The sequence below is a fragment of the Actinoplanes sp. CA-015351 genome (assembly GCF_050955685.1).
Lineage (GTDB): Bacteria > Actinomycetota > Actinomycetes > Mycobacteriales > Micromonosporaceae > Actinoplanes.
In genome coordinates, this window is the sequence record NZ_CP192102.1 from 4,762,804 (window position 1) to 4,779,397 (window position 16,594).

Consider the following 16,594-nt stretch of genomic DNA (forward strand, 5'->3'; position numbering starts at 1 on the left):
CATGCCCGGCTGGTCCTCGCTGCAGCTCACCGAGTTCTTCAGCGCGATCACCCGGGCCGGCGACATCGCCGCGGCGACCCGGATCGCGGTGCAGCGCGCGGCCGAGGCCACCGACGCCGAGCTGGCCGCGGTGGTCTGCGGCGACGCCGTGCCGGCCTCGGTGGGGCTGGGCCGGTCCCCCGACGTGGCGTTGTTCACCGGGTTGCCGGCCGGCGACGACATCGCGGACTTCCCGGGTCTCGGCCCGATGCACCTGACCGTGCACCCGCTGGACCGGGACACCGGCGACCGCATCCTGGTGGCCCGGGCCGGCGACGCGTTCGACCCCGAGGAGCGGCAGATGCTCCAGGGCATGGCCCGGGTGCTGGGCCTGGCCCTGCGCGGGCTGCGCACCCTGGAGACCGAGCGGGAGCTGCGCCGCGAACGGGAGCGGGAGGCCGCGTCGCGTCTGGAGCTGCTGGAAGCACTGGAGCGCCGGGAGCGGCTGCTGGAGACGTTGCTGCGCGTGCAGAGGATGGTGAATCCGCGTACGCCTGTCGACGAGACCCTGGACGCGATCACCGACGGGGCGCGGTCGCTGCTGGCCGGGGCGACGACGGCGCTGGTGCTGCGGGACGGCGCGGCTCTCACCGTCGCGTCGATGAGCCGGGGCACCGACGTCCGCAACGAGGTGCTGATCGCCGCCGCCGATCAGGCCCTCGCCGGGAAAGGGCCGGTCACCGGCGGCCCGGTCCTCGCCGCCCCGGTCAAGATCGGGGAGGAGTACGCCGGCGCCTTCGTCATCGCCGGGGACGGTGCGGAGATCCTGGAGGCGTTCGCGGAGCAGGCCAGCCTCGCGCTGACCGGCGCGCACACCCAGGCCGCGGTGCACGAGGCGCACCATGACCCGCTGACCCGGCTGCCGAACCGCAAGCTCTTCCTGACCCGCGTCGAACAGGTCGTCAACACCGGGCCGGCCGCGCTGCTCTACCTCGACCTGGACCTGTTCAAGCAGGTCAACGACACCCTGGGGCACAGCGTCGGCGACGAGCTGCTGCGCGGGGTCGCCGACCGGATCCGCGGCGCGATCCGGGACTCGGACATGGCCGCCCGGTTCGGCGGTGACGAGTTCGCGGTGCTACTCGAGCCGATCACCGGCACCGAGCAAGCGGTGGAGATCGCTCAGCGGGTGATCGACTCGATATCCCAGCCGTTCGCCATTTCCGGACGGATGGTGCGCACCCGGGCCAGCGTCGGGATCGCGTACAGCGACGGGGTCCGGACCGCCGAGGAGCTGCTGGAGGACGCGGACCTGGCGATGTACCGGGCCAAGCGGTCCCGGCCCGGCACCTGCCGGGCGTACGACCCCCGGATGCGCACCGATGACCTGCTACGCGCGAGCTAGCGTGCGCAGCAGCGTGTAGTAGGCCGGCTTCTTGCCGAAGTCGTCCCACATCACCGTGGCCGCGCCCTCGGCGGGGAAGAACACCGGCACCCAGGAGTACTTGTCGGTGAATCCCCAGAGGGTGAACGAGTTGCACCCGGCGACGGCGAGGCAGGCGTCGAGCACGGTCTTGTAGTAGACCGCCTGCGTCGCCAGCTGGTCAGCGGTGGGCACCCCGGTGGCGGGGAGGTCCATCCGCACGTCCAGCTCGGTGATCGCGGTGTGCAGCCCGAGGTCGTCGAACCGTTGCAGCACGCTCGCGAGCTGGTCGGGAGCGCCGTACCGCATGCTCAGGTGCGCCTGCGAGGCGAAACCGTGCAGCGGCACCCGCGCGGCGAGAAGCTGCTGGGCGAGCGCGTGGTACGCGTCGACCTTCACCCCCGGCCAATCGACCCCGTAGTCGTTGAGGAACAGCTGCGCGCGCGGGTCGGCCTGGTGCGCCCAGCGGAACGCGTCGGCGACGATGCCCGGCCCGAGCTCCCGGATGAAGATGTTCTCCTGCCGGTACTCACCGTTCTCGTTGAAGATCTCGTTGGCGACGTCCCACTGCTGAATCTTGCCGCGGTAGTGGCCGACCACGGTGACGATGTGATCCCGCAGGATCTTCCGGAGCTCGGCCTTGGTGAACGTGCCCTCGGCGAGCCAGTCCGGGTTCTGGCTGTGCCACAGCAGGGTGTGGCCGCGGACGACCTGGCCGTTCTTGCGGGCGAAGGCGACGATCGCGTCGGCCGGGCCGAAGTTGTACTCGTCGCGGCCGGGGTGGATGAACTCCCACTTCATCTGGTTCTCCGGCGAGACCGAGCTGAACTCGCGGGCCAGGACCTTGCGGTACGCACGATCGTTCGGGAACGGGTCCGGGTAGGGCTGGTCGACGTGGTGTCCGCCGCCGGCAACCGCGGAGCCGATCCGCAAGTATCGGGGCGCGGCGTCCCGCAGCGATCGGTCGTGAGCCTGGGCGGGTGGGGTGGCGGGGATGAGTACGGCGGCCGTGGCGAGGACGGCCATCAGTGCCTTTCTCACACGAACTCCTTCGGTGGGCCGGAGCGACGAAACTTACGGAGCTGTGTCGTAAGTTAGGCGTCGGTGCCCCCGCCGTCAATCGAAGTTGATCAGTGCTCTCCCACCCGGTTCACCAGAACTCGCGCGGACACCACGGTGATCAGACCGGCCGCGACCACGGTCAGCAGGCCGATCCGCAGGCTGGACAGGTCGGCGATCGCACCGACCAGCGGCGCCGACAGCAGGAATCCGGCCCGCAGCAGCCAGCTCGACACGGTCAGGCCGGCGCCCTCCGGCAGGCCGGGCAGTTCGTCGGCGCTGTGCATCGCGGCGGGCACCAGGGTCGCCGTACCGAGACCGGCGAGAGCGAAACCGATCAGCGTGGCCGGCACCGACGGGAACGCCAGAGCGAGGCCCATGCCGAGCGCGGCGATCGCGCCACCGGCGCGCACCACGGTCCGCTGGCCGAACCGGTCGACAACGCGGTCGCCGGTCAGCCGGCCGATGGTCATCGCGACCTGGAGCGCGACGAACGCGAGGCCGGCCACGGCGGCGCTGGTGAGCAGCTCGTTGCGCAGGTAGAGCGCGCCCCAGGAGGAGCCGGCGTCCTCGACGAGAGCGCCGCAGGCGGCCAGCAGGCCGAGAACGGCGAGCATCCGCACGGCATGTGCGGAGTAAGAGCCCTTCTTGGCGGGGGCCTCGGAGGTGACGACCGCCCCATCCGGTCCAGGCAGCATGAATTTCAGGGCAAAAAGAGCGACAAAGCTAAAAATAACCGCAGATATCGTCAGATGCAGTGGCAGCGAGAGTGCCAGCCCAGCCGCCGCCGACCCCATCAGCCCGCCCAGGACCGCCCCGACGCTCCACAACCCGTGCAGCGAGTTCAGGATCGACCGCCCGTAGATCCGCTGCACCCGCAGACCGTGCGCGTTCTGCGCCACGTCCACGATCGCGTCCAGCGCGCCCGCCGCGAAGAACACCGCGCCGAGCACCCAGACATTCGGCGCGAACGCGACGAGCAGCACCAGCACCGCGAGCAGGACGATGCCGAGCGACGCGACCCGCGCCGACCGGAACCGCCGGATGATCGTGGCGGCGAACAACCCGGCGATCAGCGCGCCGAGCGGCATCGCCGCGATCGCCGATCCGAGAGCGGCGTTGGTCAGGCCGAGTTCCGCCTTGAGCTGCGGAAACCGGGGTACGACGTTCGCGTAGAGCGCGCCGTTGGTGAGGAACACCAGCGCGACGGCCATGCGGGCCAGTCGCGCCTCGCGCGTCGGCGCGGTACGGGTGGGGACGGACATGCGTACGATCGTACATACGATATGTACGCGTGTACACATCCCCCTAAACCTCAAAGCGTCCCGGCAGCGGCCGATAACGCAAGAGTGGAAAGGTCATCGAAGGCCGCGGAGCGGCGCCGCGAGATCATCGCGCCCGCGCTGCGCCATGACCCTCTGCTGACCGCGGCCACCTGGTGGACCATCCTCGCGGTGATCCTGCTGTTCACCCTCGCCGGGCACACCGAGTCCCAGGTACGCGTCTACTGGGCGTTCCAGGTGCCGCTCGACGTGTTGCTCGCGTACTCGTCGTGGCAGGTCTCCCGGGTCGCGACCGGGCCCACCAAGCGGTTCTGGCGTGTCCTGACCGGGGCCGGCGTGCTCTTCGTCATCGGCGACACCACCCAGACGATCACCGTGCTGCTCAACGGCGGCCAGGGGCTGACCAACGGCGGCTCCGTGCAGACCGCCTGCTTCGGGATCGGCCTCAGCGCGGTGGTCATCGCGATGCTGGCCCACCCGCATCCGCAGCGCTCCGGCCGGGAACGGCTCGCGTTCTGGCTCGACTCGGCCACCGTGATGGTCGGTGGCGCGGTCGTGGCGTGGTGTTTCACGGCGGACACGAGGGGCTCGACAGGTGATCTGATCGCCAACCTCGCGGCCGGCGGCGTCATCCTCACCGCCGCCTTCGCCTCCGCCAAGATGAGCCTCAACGGCAACGCGCCGATGCACAAGGCCGCCGTTCTGCCGATGGTCGTCTCGAGCGCCTTCAACAGCGTCGGCTTCTTTCTCGCCCCGGGCAGCGCGGTCACACTTCCCGCGTACGTCTTCGCGATCCGGTTCCTTCCGTCGCTGCTGATCGCCGCCGGTCCCCGTACCCAAGAGATCATCGCCCGGTTCGACCAGACCGCGTTCGGCGCCAAGCGCCGCAAGCCGTACAGCCTGCTCCCCTACGGCTCGATCGTGGTCGTCTTCACCGCCCTGGTGGTGCTGCTCGGCAGAAGCGGCGACAACAACCTGCAGAACGTCGAGAAGAGCCGCCTCTGGGGTGTCATCGCCGGTCTCGGCGTGATCATCGCGCTGGTCGCCGGGCGGCAGCTGGTCGCCTTCCACGACAACACCCGGCTGATCAAGGAACTCGACCACACCCTCGCCGAACTGCGCGAGCACGAGATCCGGCTGCGGCACCAGGCGAACACCGACGGCCTCACCGGGCTGGCGAACCGTACCCACCTGCAGGAGGAGATGGCCGAGGCGCTGGACGGCCACGAGCCGGGCACGGTCTCGCTGCTCCTGATCGACCTGGACGGCTTCAAAGCCGTCAACGACACCCTCGGTCACCCCGCCGGCGACGCCCTGCTCACCGGGGTGGCACACCGGCTGACCGAATCGGTACGCGGCAACGACCTGGTGGCCCGGCTCGGCGGCGACGAGTTCGCGGTGCTGCTGCGCGACTGCGACGCGGCCGCCGCCGAACACACCGCGCGCCGCGTCCTGCGCTCCCTGGAAACCCCGCTGCCGGTCGGCGACGGCGCGATGACCAGGGCGAACGCGAGCATCGGCGCGGCCACGGCGGGACCGGACGCGGACATCGAGACGCTGCTGCGCGACGCGGACATCGCCATGTATGCCGCGAAACGTGCCGGCAAGGGCTGCTGGCGCAGCTATACGCCGGCCTTGGCGGGGGTCCAGGCCAGCGAGGCGGCGCAGGCTCTGCAGCGCGCCGGCTGACTTCGTGCGTACGGAAATGTGTGCGATGGTTTCGGGGTGACCCTCGACGACCTGGTCCGGTTGCGTCGTGTCCGGGACCGGATGGACCGTGACTACGCCGAGCCGCTGGACGTCCCGGCGCTGGCGCGCGAGGCCCTGATGTCGGCCGGTCACTTCTCCCGCAGTTTCCGGGCCGCGTTCGGTGAGACGCCGTACAGCTACCTGATGACCCGCCGCATCGAGCGGGCGAAGGCGCTGCTGCGGCGCGGCGACCTGTCGGTGACCGAGGTGTGCTTCGCCGTCGGCTGTACCTCGCTCGGATCGTTCAGCAGCCGGTTCACCGAGCTCGTCGGGGAGAGTCCCAGCGCGTACCGGGCCCGTGGGCACGAGGCCGGCGCGGCGATCCCGGCCTGCTACGCCAAGATTTACACGCGACCGGTCAGGAACGGAGAAGCCGGCCGCGCTTCCCGTCCGTAGCGTGGAACGCATGACAGTCACCATCGCGCAGACGTTCATCGCCGTCGACGACCACGACAAGGCGCTCTCCTTCTACCGCGACGCGCTGGGCCTGGAGGTCCGCAACGACGTCGGGTTCGAGGGCATGCGCTGGATCACTCTCGGCGCGCCCGGCCAGGACGTGGAGATCGTCCTGGAGCCGCCGCTGGCCGACCCGAACGCGTCACCCGCCGACCGGGACACCCTGGCCGAGCTGATGGCCAAGGGTTTGCTGCGGGGCGTCATCTTCACCACCGCGGATGTCGACGGCGCGTTCGAGAAGGTTCGCTCGGCCGGCGGCGAGGTGCTGCAGGAGCCGATCGACCAGCCGTACGGGGTGCGGGACTGCGCCTTCCGGGACCCGGCCGGCAACATGATCCGGATCAACCAGAAGAAGAAGTAACGGTGGTGCCGGGCCGGTGTTCTCCGGCCGGCGCTCACAGGAACCGCACAGATCGCTCATGGGTCAGGGCCAAGAGCAGGGCCGACAGTAGTTCTCATGACCGACATCGCGATCCGCCTCCCGCAGACCCAGTCCTCCTCCACCGTCGCCGTGGCGCCGATCAGCTGGCGCCTGCGCGGCGCGGCGATGGCCGCGGCGTTCGTGCTCGGCACCGCCGGCAGCACGGCGGCCGTCCGGATGGCCGACCACGGCGCCGCCGTCGCGCCGGTGGTGACCGGTGGTGCTCTTGCCGGCGCCGGCGGCCGGTCCGCCGGTTTCGCGGCGACCAGCGTCGCGCCGGTCTCAGCGCAGCCGTTGCGGGCGTTCGTCTACGAGCGCACCACCGGCGCCGTCCGCGAAATCGCGTGAGACGCCGGGTCCTTCGATGGCAGCACCCGGGTAGACGAAGACACTCCCGCCTGAAGCCCGTAAATCCGAAGCCCACAAATCTGAAGCCCATAAAGGCGATAAGTCCGGCGCTGGCGCGCCAGACTTATCGCCTTTATCCGCATTTAGCAGGTCAGCTGCAGGTGTTCAGCATCGTCTGAAGTGCCGTCTTCTCCGTCGACTGGAGCTTCAGCGCCCAGTAGTACTTCACCGCGATCCACATCCGGGCGTACGTACACCGGTACGACGTGACCGACGGCTGCCAGGTCGACGGGTCCTGGTCGCTCTTCGACTGGTTGACGTTGTCGGTCACCGCGATCAGCTGCGGACGCGTCAGGTCGTTCGCGAAGAGCTGCCGTTTGGCGGTGGTCCACGCGCTGGCGCCGGACCGCCACGCCTCGGCGAGCGGCACCACGTGGTCGATGTCCACGTCCGAAGCCGCGGTCCAGGTCGCCCCGTCGTACGGCGAGAACCACGACCCGGAGGTCGCCGCACACGCCGAACTGGTCACCACATTGCTGCCGTCCCGCTTGAGCACGGTCTCGCGGGTGTTACAGGTGCCGCTGATCGTGATCCAGTGCGGGAACAGGTCACGGTCGTACGTGCTCGCGTTCGCCTCGGCGGCCACGGTCAGCGCGTTGAGGTAGGTCTGCGCGGTCGCCTTGGTGGGGATTCCGGTCGGCGCGGCCTCGGCCGGGGCGCCGAGGAAGAGGCTGACCAGAACACCGGTCAGGACAGCGGGGATGAGGGGACGGAGGGACAGGCGCATATTGGCTCCCATCGACATGATGTCCGTGCTGGACACGCATAGAATTACGGAAGCCAAACGTCACAAGACGTCGACGCACGTGAATTTCTTGTGTCTGAACAAACAAGAACAATCGCCCAGTTCGCGTGTTCATGTTGCGAGAGGGTTTCCGTTTCGCGCACGGCTACGATGCGGCCATGATCGAACTCCACCTGGAGAACGCCGCGGCGATGTGGGCCTCACGCCACACCCTCACCCCTTCAGGGGTACGCGTAACCGAAGCCACCGATCCGGAAGAACTGGCCGTGGCAGAACGGGTGATGGTCGACGGATTCCCGTTCCCGGCGTACCAGCCGTGGTCACCGGGCCAGGCCTTGCCACCGAGCCTGTTACCGAACCCCGGCGGGCAGTTCTGGCTGGCCCGCATCGGCACTTCTCCGGCAGCCGCGGACTACACGTTCGACGACGGCGCCAGCATCGGCGTCTATTGGCTGGCGACAATGCCCCAGCACCGTTCCCGTGGCGCCGCCCGAGCCATCCTGACAACGGCGATAGCCGCCCACCCCGGCCGCCCGTTCACCCTGGTGGCGACAGAGGCGGGCCGCCCGCTCCACGAATGCCTGAACTTCACCACAGCCACCACGACAACCTGGCGAACCCGGCCCTGGCGATCCCGTGAGTTGACGGCCGCCACGCCATCACTCGAGTTTCGCCGTTTGCGGTCTCGCCCGGCGACCGGCTCATCGCGTAACAACTGGTGGCCCTGCGGATCCGCGAGGCCGACCCGGTTTCCCGACAGAGATCGCGATCAGCCACGACGCAACATCCACTGCCATGCCGGGCACCGGCGCCCTCCGCCGCGCCGGCGCCCTCCGCCGCGCCGGCGCCCTCCGCCGCAGGCACCCCACGCTCCGCCCCGCGCTCCGCCCCGCCACGCACCCTCTTCCGCCCCGCGCGCGCCGCTCTGCCCGCGCGGTTCCGCTCTGCCCGCGCGGTTCCGCTCTGCCCGCGCGTTCCGCTCTGCCCGCGCGTATGCTCCGCCCGCGCGTTCCGCTCCGCCCGCGCGTTCCGCTCCGCCCGCGCGTTCCGCTCTGCCCGCGCGTATGCTCCGCCCGCGCGTTCCGCTCTGCCCGCGCCGCTCTGCCCGCGACCCTCTGCCCGCACGGCCCTGCTCGGCCTGGATCTTGTGGACTTCCCCGCAGACGTGCCCGCACAACTCCGCAAGATCGAACAAGCCGAGCCGATCTTGCGGAATTACGCGCAAACGGCTCGCCGAACTCCACAAGATCGGCGAAGCACCACGCTCACCACGTCGAAACGGTCAACCACCGCGCTCACCACGTCGGACCCAAAGCACTGCGACGCCACGGATGGCCGTCTCGCAAACTCGTGCACTCGTGGCCGATCAGCCGGCCGAACCGCACAAGATCTCCGAGCGGCACCTCGCACCAAGGAAACCGCCACGACGTCCCGAAGCCGCTACCGCTCCACAAATGGCGAAACCCGCGCCATCACAACCGCACAAGATCCAGGAGCCACCACCTGTGGCCGGCATCGCTCAGCTCACCTCAGCAGCATGGGCCGCTCGGCGGCTGTCACTCACGGCCCCCAGCTGCACACCACGGCGACCACCAGCGACAGCCAGCAGCCGCCAGCGACAGCCAGCGACCACGACCGACAGCCAGCAGCCGCCAGCGACAGCCAGCAGCCACGACCGACAGCCAGCCGCCGCCTGTTCAGGATCAGCCGAGGGGGATCTCGGCGATCGGGCTCCACGTCACCGTCTTGGCCGCGGCTGACACCGTCACCTCCACCAGAAACACCGAACCGATCCGCATCACCGCGTGCCCCGGCCGCACCCGGCGCAGATCACGCTGAATGTCAGCGTTGTCCGCCGATCCGTGCGCATACCCGAGGGACATGTGCGGCACCCCGGCGTTGTACCCCAGCGCCTCGTCACCGCGTACCCGCCCGATCGTCGCGTGCACCGCCGCCCCCAGCGCGCCGATCCGCTCATCGGGATGGACGTCGAACATCACCACCGACGACTGCGCGAGACAACTGCCGACCGTCAGCTCGAAGGCCCCGAAACCCGCCAGGTCCGACGACAACGCAGCAGCCAGCGAGGCCCGCTCCGACGGCGAATACTCCGAACCGAAAGCGTCGGTGATCTGCGAGATCGTGATGTGCAGCCAGCGATCCTCGACCATCGTCAGCGGGTACCCCGCCAGCGCGGTCCGGCAGCCGGTCACCAGTTCACGAAGCTCGTGGTCCCGGGAAAGGTCAGGAATAGCATAAACGTGCAGGAGGGTCTCCCCCTCCGGCCATTTTCCGGTGCCATGCCGGAACACGAAGGGTTTCACGGCGGCAACTCTAGAAGGTCACCGCCGTACCGGAGAAAACCTCAGCTGACGCTACGGTCGACCGGCTCGTTCGGGTCGGAGCTGGCGCCCGAACCGCCCGTGGTCGCCTTCGGGATGCTGGCCTTCAGGGCCTCGACATCCTGACAAACCGTACGGAACTTGAGAATGTCGGTGCTCACCGCCGCGGTGAGCGTCTGCTCGTCCGGGTCGCCGACGGACGCTTCGGCCTTCCGGACGCTGACCTCCAGGACGTTCGCCTGGGTCGAGATCATCGTGCTCTTCGCCGTCTTCCCGGCGGTGATGATCTGGTTCGCGGACTCCAGGTCCAGGTCGTGGCCGGCCCGGCCGAGGACCGCGTTCTCCGCCAGCGTGCAGGCGGTCGCGGTGCTCTCGTCGAGGCCGGACAGGTCCGCTGCCGATGCCGCGGTGGCGGCTCCCGGTGCGGTCGAGGTGCCGTCGTCGCTGGCACAGCCGGTCAGGGCAAAGGTCAGCAGGACGCTTGTGGCGATCACTGCGGTGGTTGCGCGCATGTCCGGCAGGTTACCGATTCGCCCCGCGCGACCCGGCCTCCGGCTTGAGCTTTGTGACCTATATCGTCCGAATAGACCCACTGCGATGCCGAAGTCACGAAGAGCAATAACTTCTTGCTCAGCGAACCTCCAGCTCCAACAGAGAGTAACCGTAACTGCTGTTGCGCTCCGTGCCATACATTCGCACATAGCGCGCGACGGACGCCTTCGCGTCGACGGTCACCGAGCCACCCTTGCCGGCTTTCGTACTGTAGATCGCCGTCCACTTCTTGCCATCGAGCGAGGTCTCGACGCGGTAACTGACCCCGTAGGCGTGCTCCCATTCGAGCGTCACCTGGGACAGCTGCCACCGTTCCTTGAGGTCGACGGTGATCCACTGCGGGTCGGCGAAGCCACTCGACCAGCGAGTCGTGATGTCTCCGTCGATCGCTTTCGCCGGCAGCCACGGATCGCCCTCGACCGCCGACGCGGTAGCGGCCCCGGCGAGCGCGAGGTTGGCGCCCTTCGGATTAGGCTTGCCGACGACCGCCGGGCTGGAGGCAGCGGACGCCACCGCACTCGCCGAAGCGCTCGCCGTCACCCCGGTCGCCGCACCGGCAGACGGACCGGCACCCGCACTCGCAACCGCACTGGGTGCGACACTCACCGAAGCAGCAACACCCTCGGTAACCGGCGCGACCACCTCGACACTACCGCCAGTCACCGCAGGAAACCCCACCTCGCTCGCGACCGGGTCAGCCACCCGCAGGGGCGCGGGCCCACTGCCCTCTTTCTCCAGACCCCTTCGGTACGCCCAGCCGACGCCAGCCCCGGCCAGCAGCACCACCACGACGGCGAACACGACCCACCGCCCCCACCGCTTCCGAGTCCCACCGGCAGCACCCTCATCCACCGACTTTCCGGATTTGCCGGACAAATCGCCTACGGGGATAGGTTCACCCGGCCCACCCGGCCCACCCGCCCCGACCGACCCCACCGGACCACCCGACCCGCCGGACAACCCGGAAACGCCGGACAAGCTGGAAACGCCGGACAAGCCGGAAACGCCAAGCGCGGGCGCGGCGCTGGTTCGCGGCACCGGGCGCTGCGGCATCCGTGTGAGGCGCAAATTCTCGGCCCGGGACGGCCGCCGCTCTCCGGACGCACCACGCCCGGACGCACCACGCTCAGACGCACCGCGCCCGGAAACATCGCGCCCGGAAACATCGCGCCCGGAAACATCGCGCCCGGGAACGTCGCGCCCGGACGCTGCCGGGCCGGGTGTGGAGGCAGCATCGGCCGGCGGGCTGGGCTTGCCGGCGGTGGGCTCGAACCCGTTCACGCTTGTCGCTCCCCTGTCGCTTTTGCGGCGCGCGCGCTGCGGCCGCAGCGCCGTATCTTGGCGCATGTCCATGTCCGGGAAAGCACCCCGAAGCCCCGGTGATCCACAGGAATGCGGTCCTGCTGGGCGAACACCACCCCAGTGATGCCCATCACTCTTGCGTGTCGCGACAGGAAAGAATCCTGCATGAACACGGACAGGATGGACACGAGCACAGACCGCCAGCGCAGCGCCTACCCAGCGAGGCCCGCGCGGAACTGCTGCGGGGTCGTCCCGCGTACCCGCTTGAAGGCGACCGTGAGCGCGAACGCGTTGGCGTAACCGACCTGCCGGGCGATCGAGGCGAGTGTCGCCTCGGACTCGCGCAGCGACGCGGCGGCGAGGTCGAGACGCCAGTGCGTCAGGTACGCCATCGGTGGCTGGCCGACAAGCGTGGTGAACCGGCGGGCGAACGCGGCACGGGACACCCCGGTGGCGGCGGCGAGGCCGGCGACGGTCCACTGCCGCGACGGCTCCTCGTGGATGATCCGCAGGGCGTGGCCGACGCAGGGGTCGCCGTGGGCGCGGTACCAGCCGGGCGGGTCGGCCGCGGGCCGGGCGAACCAGCCGCGCAGCGCCGCGATCAGGGCCAGGTCGAGGAGCCGGTCGAGGACGACCTGCTGGCCGGGCTCGTCACGGTTCATCTCGGCGTACAGAAGGTCCATGATCGGGGATTGGACCTGGTCGCGCGGCACCCGGACGACCGGCGGCAGCGTCGCGAGCAGGCGGCCGGAGACGAAGCTGGAGACCTGGTAGGACCCGCTGGCGATCACCGTGGAGGCCCCGGAGCCGAGGCCGAGGGTGCTGGTGTTCGGCCCGAGCCGGGTGGCGGCCGTGATGTCCACGCCGCCGTCCGTGATCAGCCGGTTGCCGGGGTGAACGAAAACGGTCGGCCGGGTCGCCACCGCATCAGCGACGGTGTACGGCGCCGGCCCCTGCACGATCGCCACGTCGCCGGTCTCGATCAGGGTGGGATCGCCCTGGTCCGGCACGATCCAGGCGTGCCCGTGCAGCGGGGTGGCCAGCCCGAGCGGTGCCTCGTCGCAGATCCGCAGCGACCAGGGCGGGTCGAGCACCGACCGGCAGAACGCGGCGGTCCGGGCGCGTACCCCGTCCAGGAGGTCGCCGAGCGGGTCCATGGCATCGCAGCGTAGACGCTCGAACATGCGAACGAGGCGTACGAACATGGATCGTCTCACCAACTGCGATTTCACTAGGAGGCATGACGGAGACCTACGCCATCACCGGCGTCACCGGACATGTCGGCGGCGCCACCGCCCGAGCACTCATCACCGCCGGCCGGCAGGTCCGCGCCATCAGCCGCCGGCCCGGCACCGCCGTGACAAAAGGCCGGAACTGGACAGAAAGCGCACAGGCCGACCTTGCCGACACCGCCGCCCTGACCAGGGCCCTGTACGGCTGCGCCGGCGCGTTCCTGCTGCTACCGACCGTGCCACCGTTCACCGCCGAGGCCCACCGGGACCTGATCACGTCGATGGCCGCCGCGGTCGAGGCGAGTGGCGTCCCGCACGTCGTCATGCTGTCGTCGTGGGGCGCGGACCTGGCCGAGGGCACCGGCCCGATCCGCTGGCTGCACGATCTGGAGAACCGGCTGCGCGCGACCGGCGCCCGCCTCACCGCGATCCGTTCACCGCACTTCCAGGAGAAGGTCGAGACGGTACTGGACGCGGCGATCGGTGCCGGCGTCTACCCGGTCTTCGCCGACGAAACCGACAAACCAATCCCGATGGTCGCGACCCGGGACATCGGCGAGGCAGTCGCTCAAGCGCTGACCACAAAAGAGGATAAATCCGAAGTCGTCGTTCTCGACGCCCCCACCTACACCGAAAGCCAGGTCGCCGAAGCCCTCGCCACGGCCCTCGGCAAGCCGCTGACAACGATCACCATCCCGCGCGAGGCCTGGCACGACACCCTCACCACCGGTGGCATCCCGTCCCAGCTCGCCACCGAGCTGGTCGCCCTCTACGCAGCCGACGCCGACGGCCGGCTCCAGCCCCGCGGCGACCGGACGATCACCTGCACGACACCGATCGAGGAGACCCTAGAAGTCGTCACCCGTGGATGACACCGCGAAGAAGAACACGAACGCGATCTGCGCGATCAGCCCCAGAATGCCGAGCGCGATCCCCGCAACTGCCATCCCGCGCCCGTAGGCGGCGCCACGCGGCGGCGGTCGCATCCCGAGAACCCCGGTGATGATCGCCGTGATCGAGAAGACCGGGCCGACCGGAACACACATGGTCGCCGGCAGCGACAGGATGCCGAGTATCAACGAGACGAGCGGCAGGCCGCCGACCGGCGGGACGGGAGGCGGCGGCCGGGGCGGCGCGACCGGCACCACCGGGTATCTGCCGGCCGGGGCCGGCAGGTCCCACACCACCTCGGAGAGCTCGCCCCAGGTCCGGCACGCGTACGCCTGCCGGGCCCGCTCGCTGAACTCCTCGATGGACAGACGCCCCTCGGCCGTCGCCTGGTTCAGCCGGGCCACGATCGCCTCACGATCGGCGTCGGAAACCCGCATGTGGGGTTCGCGGTACATGCCCGGAGACTATCCAGGCCGGTCAAGAAGCGCGAGCGTCCGCTCGTCAGGTCCCTCGTAGAACAGATCTATCACCTGATGGAAGACGGTCGGGTGGTCGGCCGCCCGGGAGAACAGGGTCATCGAGGACCGCAGTTTCAGGTCGTCGGGGAAACCGAAGATCTGGTTGGCGCTCTTGTCCGGATGAGCCAGCAGCGCCGACGAGCAGGAGACCAGGCGCGGGCCGAGCAGCGGGTGTGCCATGTAGGAACGGGCCTCGGCCAGGTCGCGGATGGCGTACTGCTGGGCGGTCGGGCTGGAGCCGAGGCCGGCGAGCTGCGGGAAGATGAACCACATCCAGTGGCTGCGCTTCTTCCCGTCGACGATCTCCGCGAGGGCACGGTCGTAGACACCCTCTTGCGCCCGCACGAATCGTTCCATGACCGTGCAATTCCCGGCCGTCAGGAACGCAAACGAATCACCTCACAGCCGGCCTATCCGCAGCCCGGACAACCCCGGCACGCTGCGCCGGGCCACGCCGAGCCCGCTCACCCCCTCGACCGTCACCTCGACGATGTCGGCGTCGGCCAGGACCAGCGTCTCGCCGCCGGCCGGCATGCTCAGGATCAGCTCGCCGTTGTCGCGTACCTCTCCCCCGGCGGCGGTCAGCCCGGCGGCGCCGCTGGTCAGGTACGGGTCGAGGTGGGGGTGCGGCGTGGCGACGAGCCTCTGCCCGCGTACCGAAAGAACCCAGGGGAGGCTGAAGGCACTGGCCTGACCGGTGAGATGGGCGAGCGCGCAGCGCCGCCCCGCCGCATCCGCGAAGGTGACCACCGGGCCGAGCCGGCCGCGACCGAAAACGCCCTGACTCGCGGCCGTGAAGACCCGGCCGTCGTAGGTGCCGACCGCGTAGGAACCGGCGACGAGCAGCACCCACGCGCCGTCGAGCGGGAAGAGCCGCGGGCATCGCGCGCCGTCCCAGGCGACCAGATCGGAGACGAAATCCCAGGCCAGCTGGTCGGTCGATCGATATTGCGCGATGCGGTCGGCGCCGGCGAGCAGCATCCGCCACTCGTCGCCGGCGCGCCACACGTAGGGGTCGCGCAGGTCCGGATCAACGGCAAGGACCTGATCGGTGGTCCAGCCGGCAGATCCGGTCGCGGCCGTCGCCCGCACGATCACCCCAGGGGTACGCGTGAAGAACAACGCCGGCCCGTCCACCACCGATCCACAGCCGGCGTCACCCAGCGCCCCGGGTGACGGCTGCTCCCACCAGATCACCAGGTCGTCGGAGCTGGCCTGCCCGAGGCCGCCGGGGGCCTGCTCGTAGAAGACCTGGTACCGCCCGCCGGAGCGCAGCACGCCGTAGATCTCGCCGATCTCGCCGTCACGCGGGGCGAAGTGCAGCCGGGGTGCGGGCACGGGTTCCATGTCTATGCCTAGCACCGGCTGTCCGGTTTTCCGACCGGCGTCAGGTCACTTTCGCAGCAGTTGCTGGAAACCGATCGGCGGGTGGCCGGTCAGGTCGGCGATGTGCGTGGTCACGGCTGCCAGCTCACCGGCGGCGATGGCCAGGTAGGTGGAGACCCAGGCGTCGAGCTGCCAGCGCGGCGCGTCGTAGACCGCCCGGGACTCGTAGGCCTCCTCGACGGTCTCGTCGTGGTACCGGGCCCCGAGGATGTCCGCGATCTCGGCGAGGCTGAGCGCTTCCGGCCCGGTCAGCTCGTAGGCCTTCCCGGCGTGCGCGGCCGGGTCACCCAGCACGGCCACGGCCGCGTCGGCGATGTCGTCCTGCGCCACGGCGGCCACTCTCCCGTCGCCGCCCGGTCCGCGGATCACCCCGTCGGCGCCGGCGAGATGCGGCAGGAAATCGGCGTACAGATTGTCGCGCAGGAAGGTCGCGCTCAGCCCGCGCTCGCGGATGCGCTGCTCGGTGGCCCAATGGTCACGCGCCAGGGTGAACGTGGCGTCCGGGGCCGCGCCCGCGAACGAGATGTACACCAGGTGTTCGACACCGGCCTCGGCGGCCGCGTCGACGAACGTGTGATGCTGCGCCACCCGGTCCGGCGCCTCGGACGCCGACACCATCAGCACCGTCCGCACACCGTCGAGGGCCTTGCGCACCGCCGGCCCGTCGGCATAGGGCGCGACCGCCGCCTCAGCGCCGGGCAGCTGCGGCGCCCGCGCCGCGTCTCGCACGAGCAATGTCAGGGGTACGCCCAGCGCCGTCAGTTTCAGGGCGATGCGTCCACCCAGCTGACCGGTCGACCCGGTGACGGCAACAGTTTCACGACTCATGGGTCCATCCTGCCGGGGCG

General features: G+C 69.9%; 17 protein-coding genes. 6 read left to right on the forward strand and 11 right to left on the reverse strand.

Annotation, left to right across the window (positions count from 1 at the left end; translation table 11 throughout):
• The first annotated feature begins 1 nt into the window (after position 1).
• On the forward strand, positions 2–1,384 hold the full coding sequence (locus tag ACQP2E_RS22115; RefSeq protein WP_433824838.1) for a diguanylate cyclase domain-containing protein: 1,383 nt from the start codon (positions 2–4) through the stop codon (positions 1,382–1,384).
• On the opposite strand, the gene ACQP2E_RS22120 is transcribed toward ACQP2E_RS22115, so the two are convergent.
• Both ACQP2E_RS22120 and ACQP2E_RS22125 read right to left on the reverse strand, forming a co-directional pair.
• Entirely contained in the window at positions 1,370–2,443 is a 1,074-nt protein-coding gene (locus ACQP2E_RS22120) for an endo-1,4-beta-xylanase (RefSeq protein ID WP_433824839.1), read from the reverse strand. The genes ACQP2E_RS22115 and ACQP2E_RS22120 overlap by 15 nt on opposite strands.
• Before the next feature lie 89 nt (positions 2,444–2,532).
• A complete protein-coding gene (locus tag ACQP2E_RS22125) occupies positions 2,533–3,726 on the reverse strand; it encodes an MFS transporter (RefSeq protein WP_433824840.1) in 1,194 nt (397 codons plus the stop codon).
• Between the two features lie 84 nt (positions 3,727–3,810).
• Here ACQP2E_RS22125 and ACQP2E_RS22130 point away from each other — a divergent pair, with 84 nt between their 5' ends.
• From ACQP2E_RS22130 to ACQP2E_RS22145, 4 genes are all read left to right on the forward strand, one after another.
• Positions 3,811–5,433, forward strand: a complete 1,623-nt coding sequence (locus ACQP2E_RS22130; protein WP_433824841.1) for a diguanylate cyclase domain-containing protein — start codon at positions 3,811–3,813, stop codon at positions 5,431–5,433.
• Between the two features lie 81 nt (positions 5,434–5,514).
• Positions 5,515–5,889: a helix-turn-helix transcriptional regulator gene (locus tag ACQP2E_RS22135; RefSeq protein WP_433834000.1), complete on the forward strand. Its 375-nt coding sequence runs from the start codon at positions 5,515–5,517 to the stop codon at positions 5,887–5,889.
• Between the two features lie 10 nt (positions 5,890–5,899).
• Positions 5,900–6,310: a VOC family protein gene (locus ACQP2E_RS22140; RefSeq protein ID WP_433824842.1), complete on the forward strand. Its 411-nt coding sequence runs from the start codon at positions 5,900–5,902 to the stop codon at positions 6,308–6,310.
• A gap of 96 nt (positions 6,311–6,406) precedes the next feature.
• Positions 6,407–6,718 carry a hypothetical protein gene (locus ACQP2E_RS22145; protein WP_433824843.1) on the forward strand — a complete coding sequence of 104 codons (312 nt, stop codon included), beginning with the start codon at positions 6,407–6,409 and terminating at the stop codon, positions 6,716–6,718.
• 151 nt (positions 6,719–6,869) lie between these two features.
• On the opposite strand, the gene ACQP2E_RS22150 is transcribed toward ACQP2E_RS22145, so the two are convergent.
• From ACQP2E_RS22150 to ACQP2E_RS22170, 5 genes are all read right to left on the reverse strand, one after another.
• On the reverse strand, positions 6,870–7,505 hold the full coding sequence (locus ACQP2E_RS22150; RefSeq protein ID WP_433824844.1) for an HNH endonuclease family protein: 636 nt from the start codon (positions 7,503–7,505) through the stop codon (positions 6,870–6,872).
• A 1,721-nt stretch (positions 7,506–9,226) separates the two neighbouring features.
• Positions 9,227–9,847: a 2'-5' RNA ligase family protein gene (locus ACQP2E_RS22155; protein WP_433824845.1), complete on the reverse strand. Its 621-nt coding sequence runs from the start codon at positions 9,845–9,847 to the stop codon at positions 9,227–9,229.
• Between the two features lie 41 nt (positions 9,848–9,888).
• Positions 9,889–10,377 carry a hypothetical protein gene (locus tag ACQP2E_RS22160; RefSeq protein WP_433824846.1) on the reverse strand — a complete coding sequence of 163 codons (489 nt, stop codon included), beginning with the start codon at positions 10,375–10,377 and terminating at the stop codon, positions 9,889–9,891.
• 118 nt (positions 10,378–10,495) lie between these two features.
• Positions 10,496–11,218 (reverse strand): discoidin domain-containing protein, encoded by a 723-nt coding sequence (locus tag ACQP2E_RS22165; RefSeq protein WP_433824847.1) that lies wholly within the window; start codon positions 11,216–11,218, stop codon positions 10,496–10,498.
• A gap of 713 nt (positions 11,219–11,931) precedes the next feature.
• On the reverse strand, positions 11,932–12,876 hold the full coding sequence (locus ACQP2E_RS22170) for an AraC family transcriptional regulator (RefSeq protein WP_433824848.1): 945 nt from the start codon (positions 12,874–12,876) through the stop codon (positions 11,932–11,934).
• Between the two features lie 83 nt (positions 12,877–12,959).
• Between ACQP2E_RS22170 and ACQP2E_RS22175 the strand changes: the two genes are divergently transcribed.
• The gene (locus ACQP2E_RS22175) at positions 12,960–13,823 is read left to right on the forward strand and encodes an NmrA family NAD(P)-binding protein (protein ID WP_433824849.1); all 864 of its coding nucleotides are present in this window, start codon (positions 12,960–12,962) and stop codon (positions 13,821–13,823) included.
• Here ACQP2E_RS22175 and ACQP2E_RS22180 read toward each other — a convergent pair.
• The 4 genes from ACQP2E_RS22180 to ACQP2E_RS22195 are packed head-to-tail and all read right to left on the reverse strand — an operon-like array spanning position 13,800 to position 16,574.
• On the reverse strand, positions 13,800–14,297 hold the full coding sequence (locus tag ACQP2E_RS22180) for a DUF1707 and DUF4190 domain-containing protein (protein ID WP_433824850.1): 498 nt from the start codon (positions 14,295–14,297) through the stop codon (positions 13,800–13,802). The genes ACQP2E_RS22175 and ACQP2E_RS22180 overlap by 24 nt on opposite strands.
• Positions 14,298–14,306: 9 nt before the next feature.
• Entirely contained in the window at positions 14,307–14,717 is a 411-nt protein-coding gene (locus ACQP2E_RS22185; RefSeq protein ID WP_433824851.1) for a DUF1810 domain-containing protein, read from the reverse strand.
• Between the two features lie 42 nt (positions 14,718–14,759).
• Entirely contained in the window at positions 14,760–15,707 is a 948-nt protein-coding gene (locus ACQP2E_RS22190; RefSeq protein WP_433824852.1) for a hypothetical protein, read from the reverse strand.
• 45 nt (positions 15,708–15,752) lie between these two features.
• Positions 15,753–16,574, reverse strand: a complete 822-nt coding sequence (locus tag ACQP2E_RS22195) for an SDR family oxidoreductase (RefSeq protein ID WP_433824853.1) — start codon at positions 16,572–16,574, stop codon at positions 15,753–15,755.
• Between the last annotated feature and the right edge of the window lie 20 nt (positions 16,575–16,594).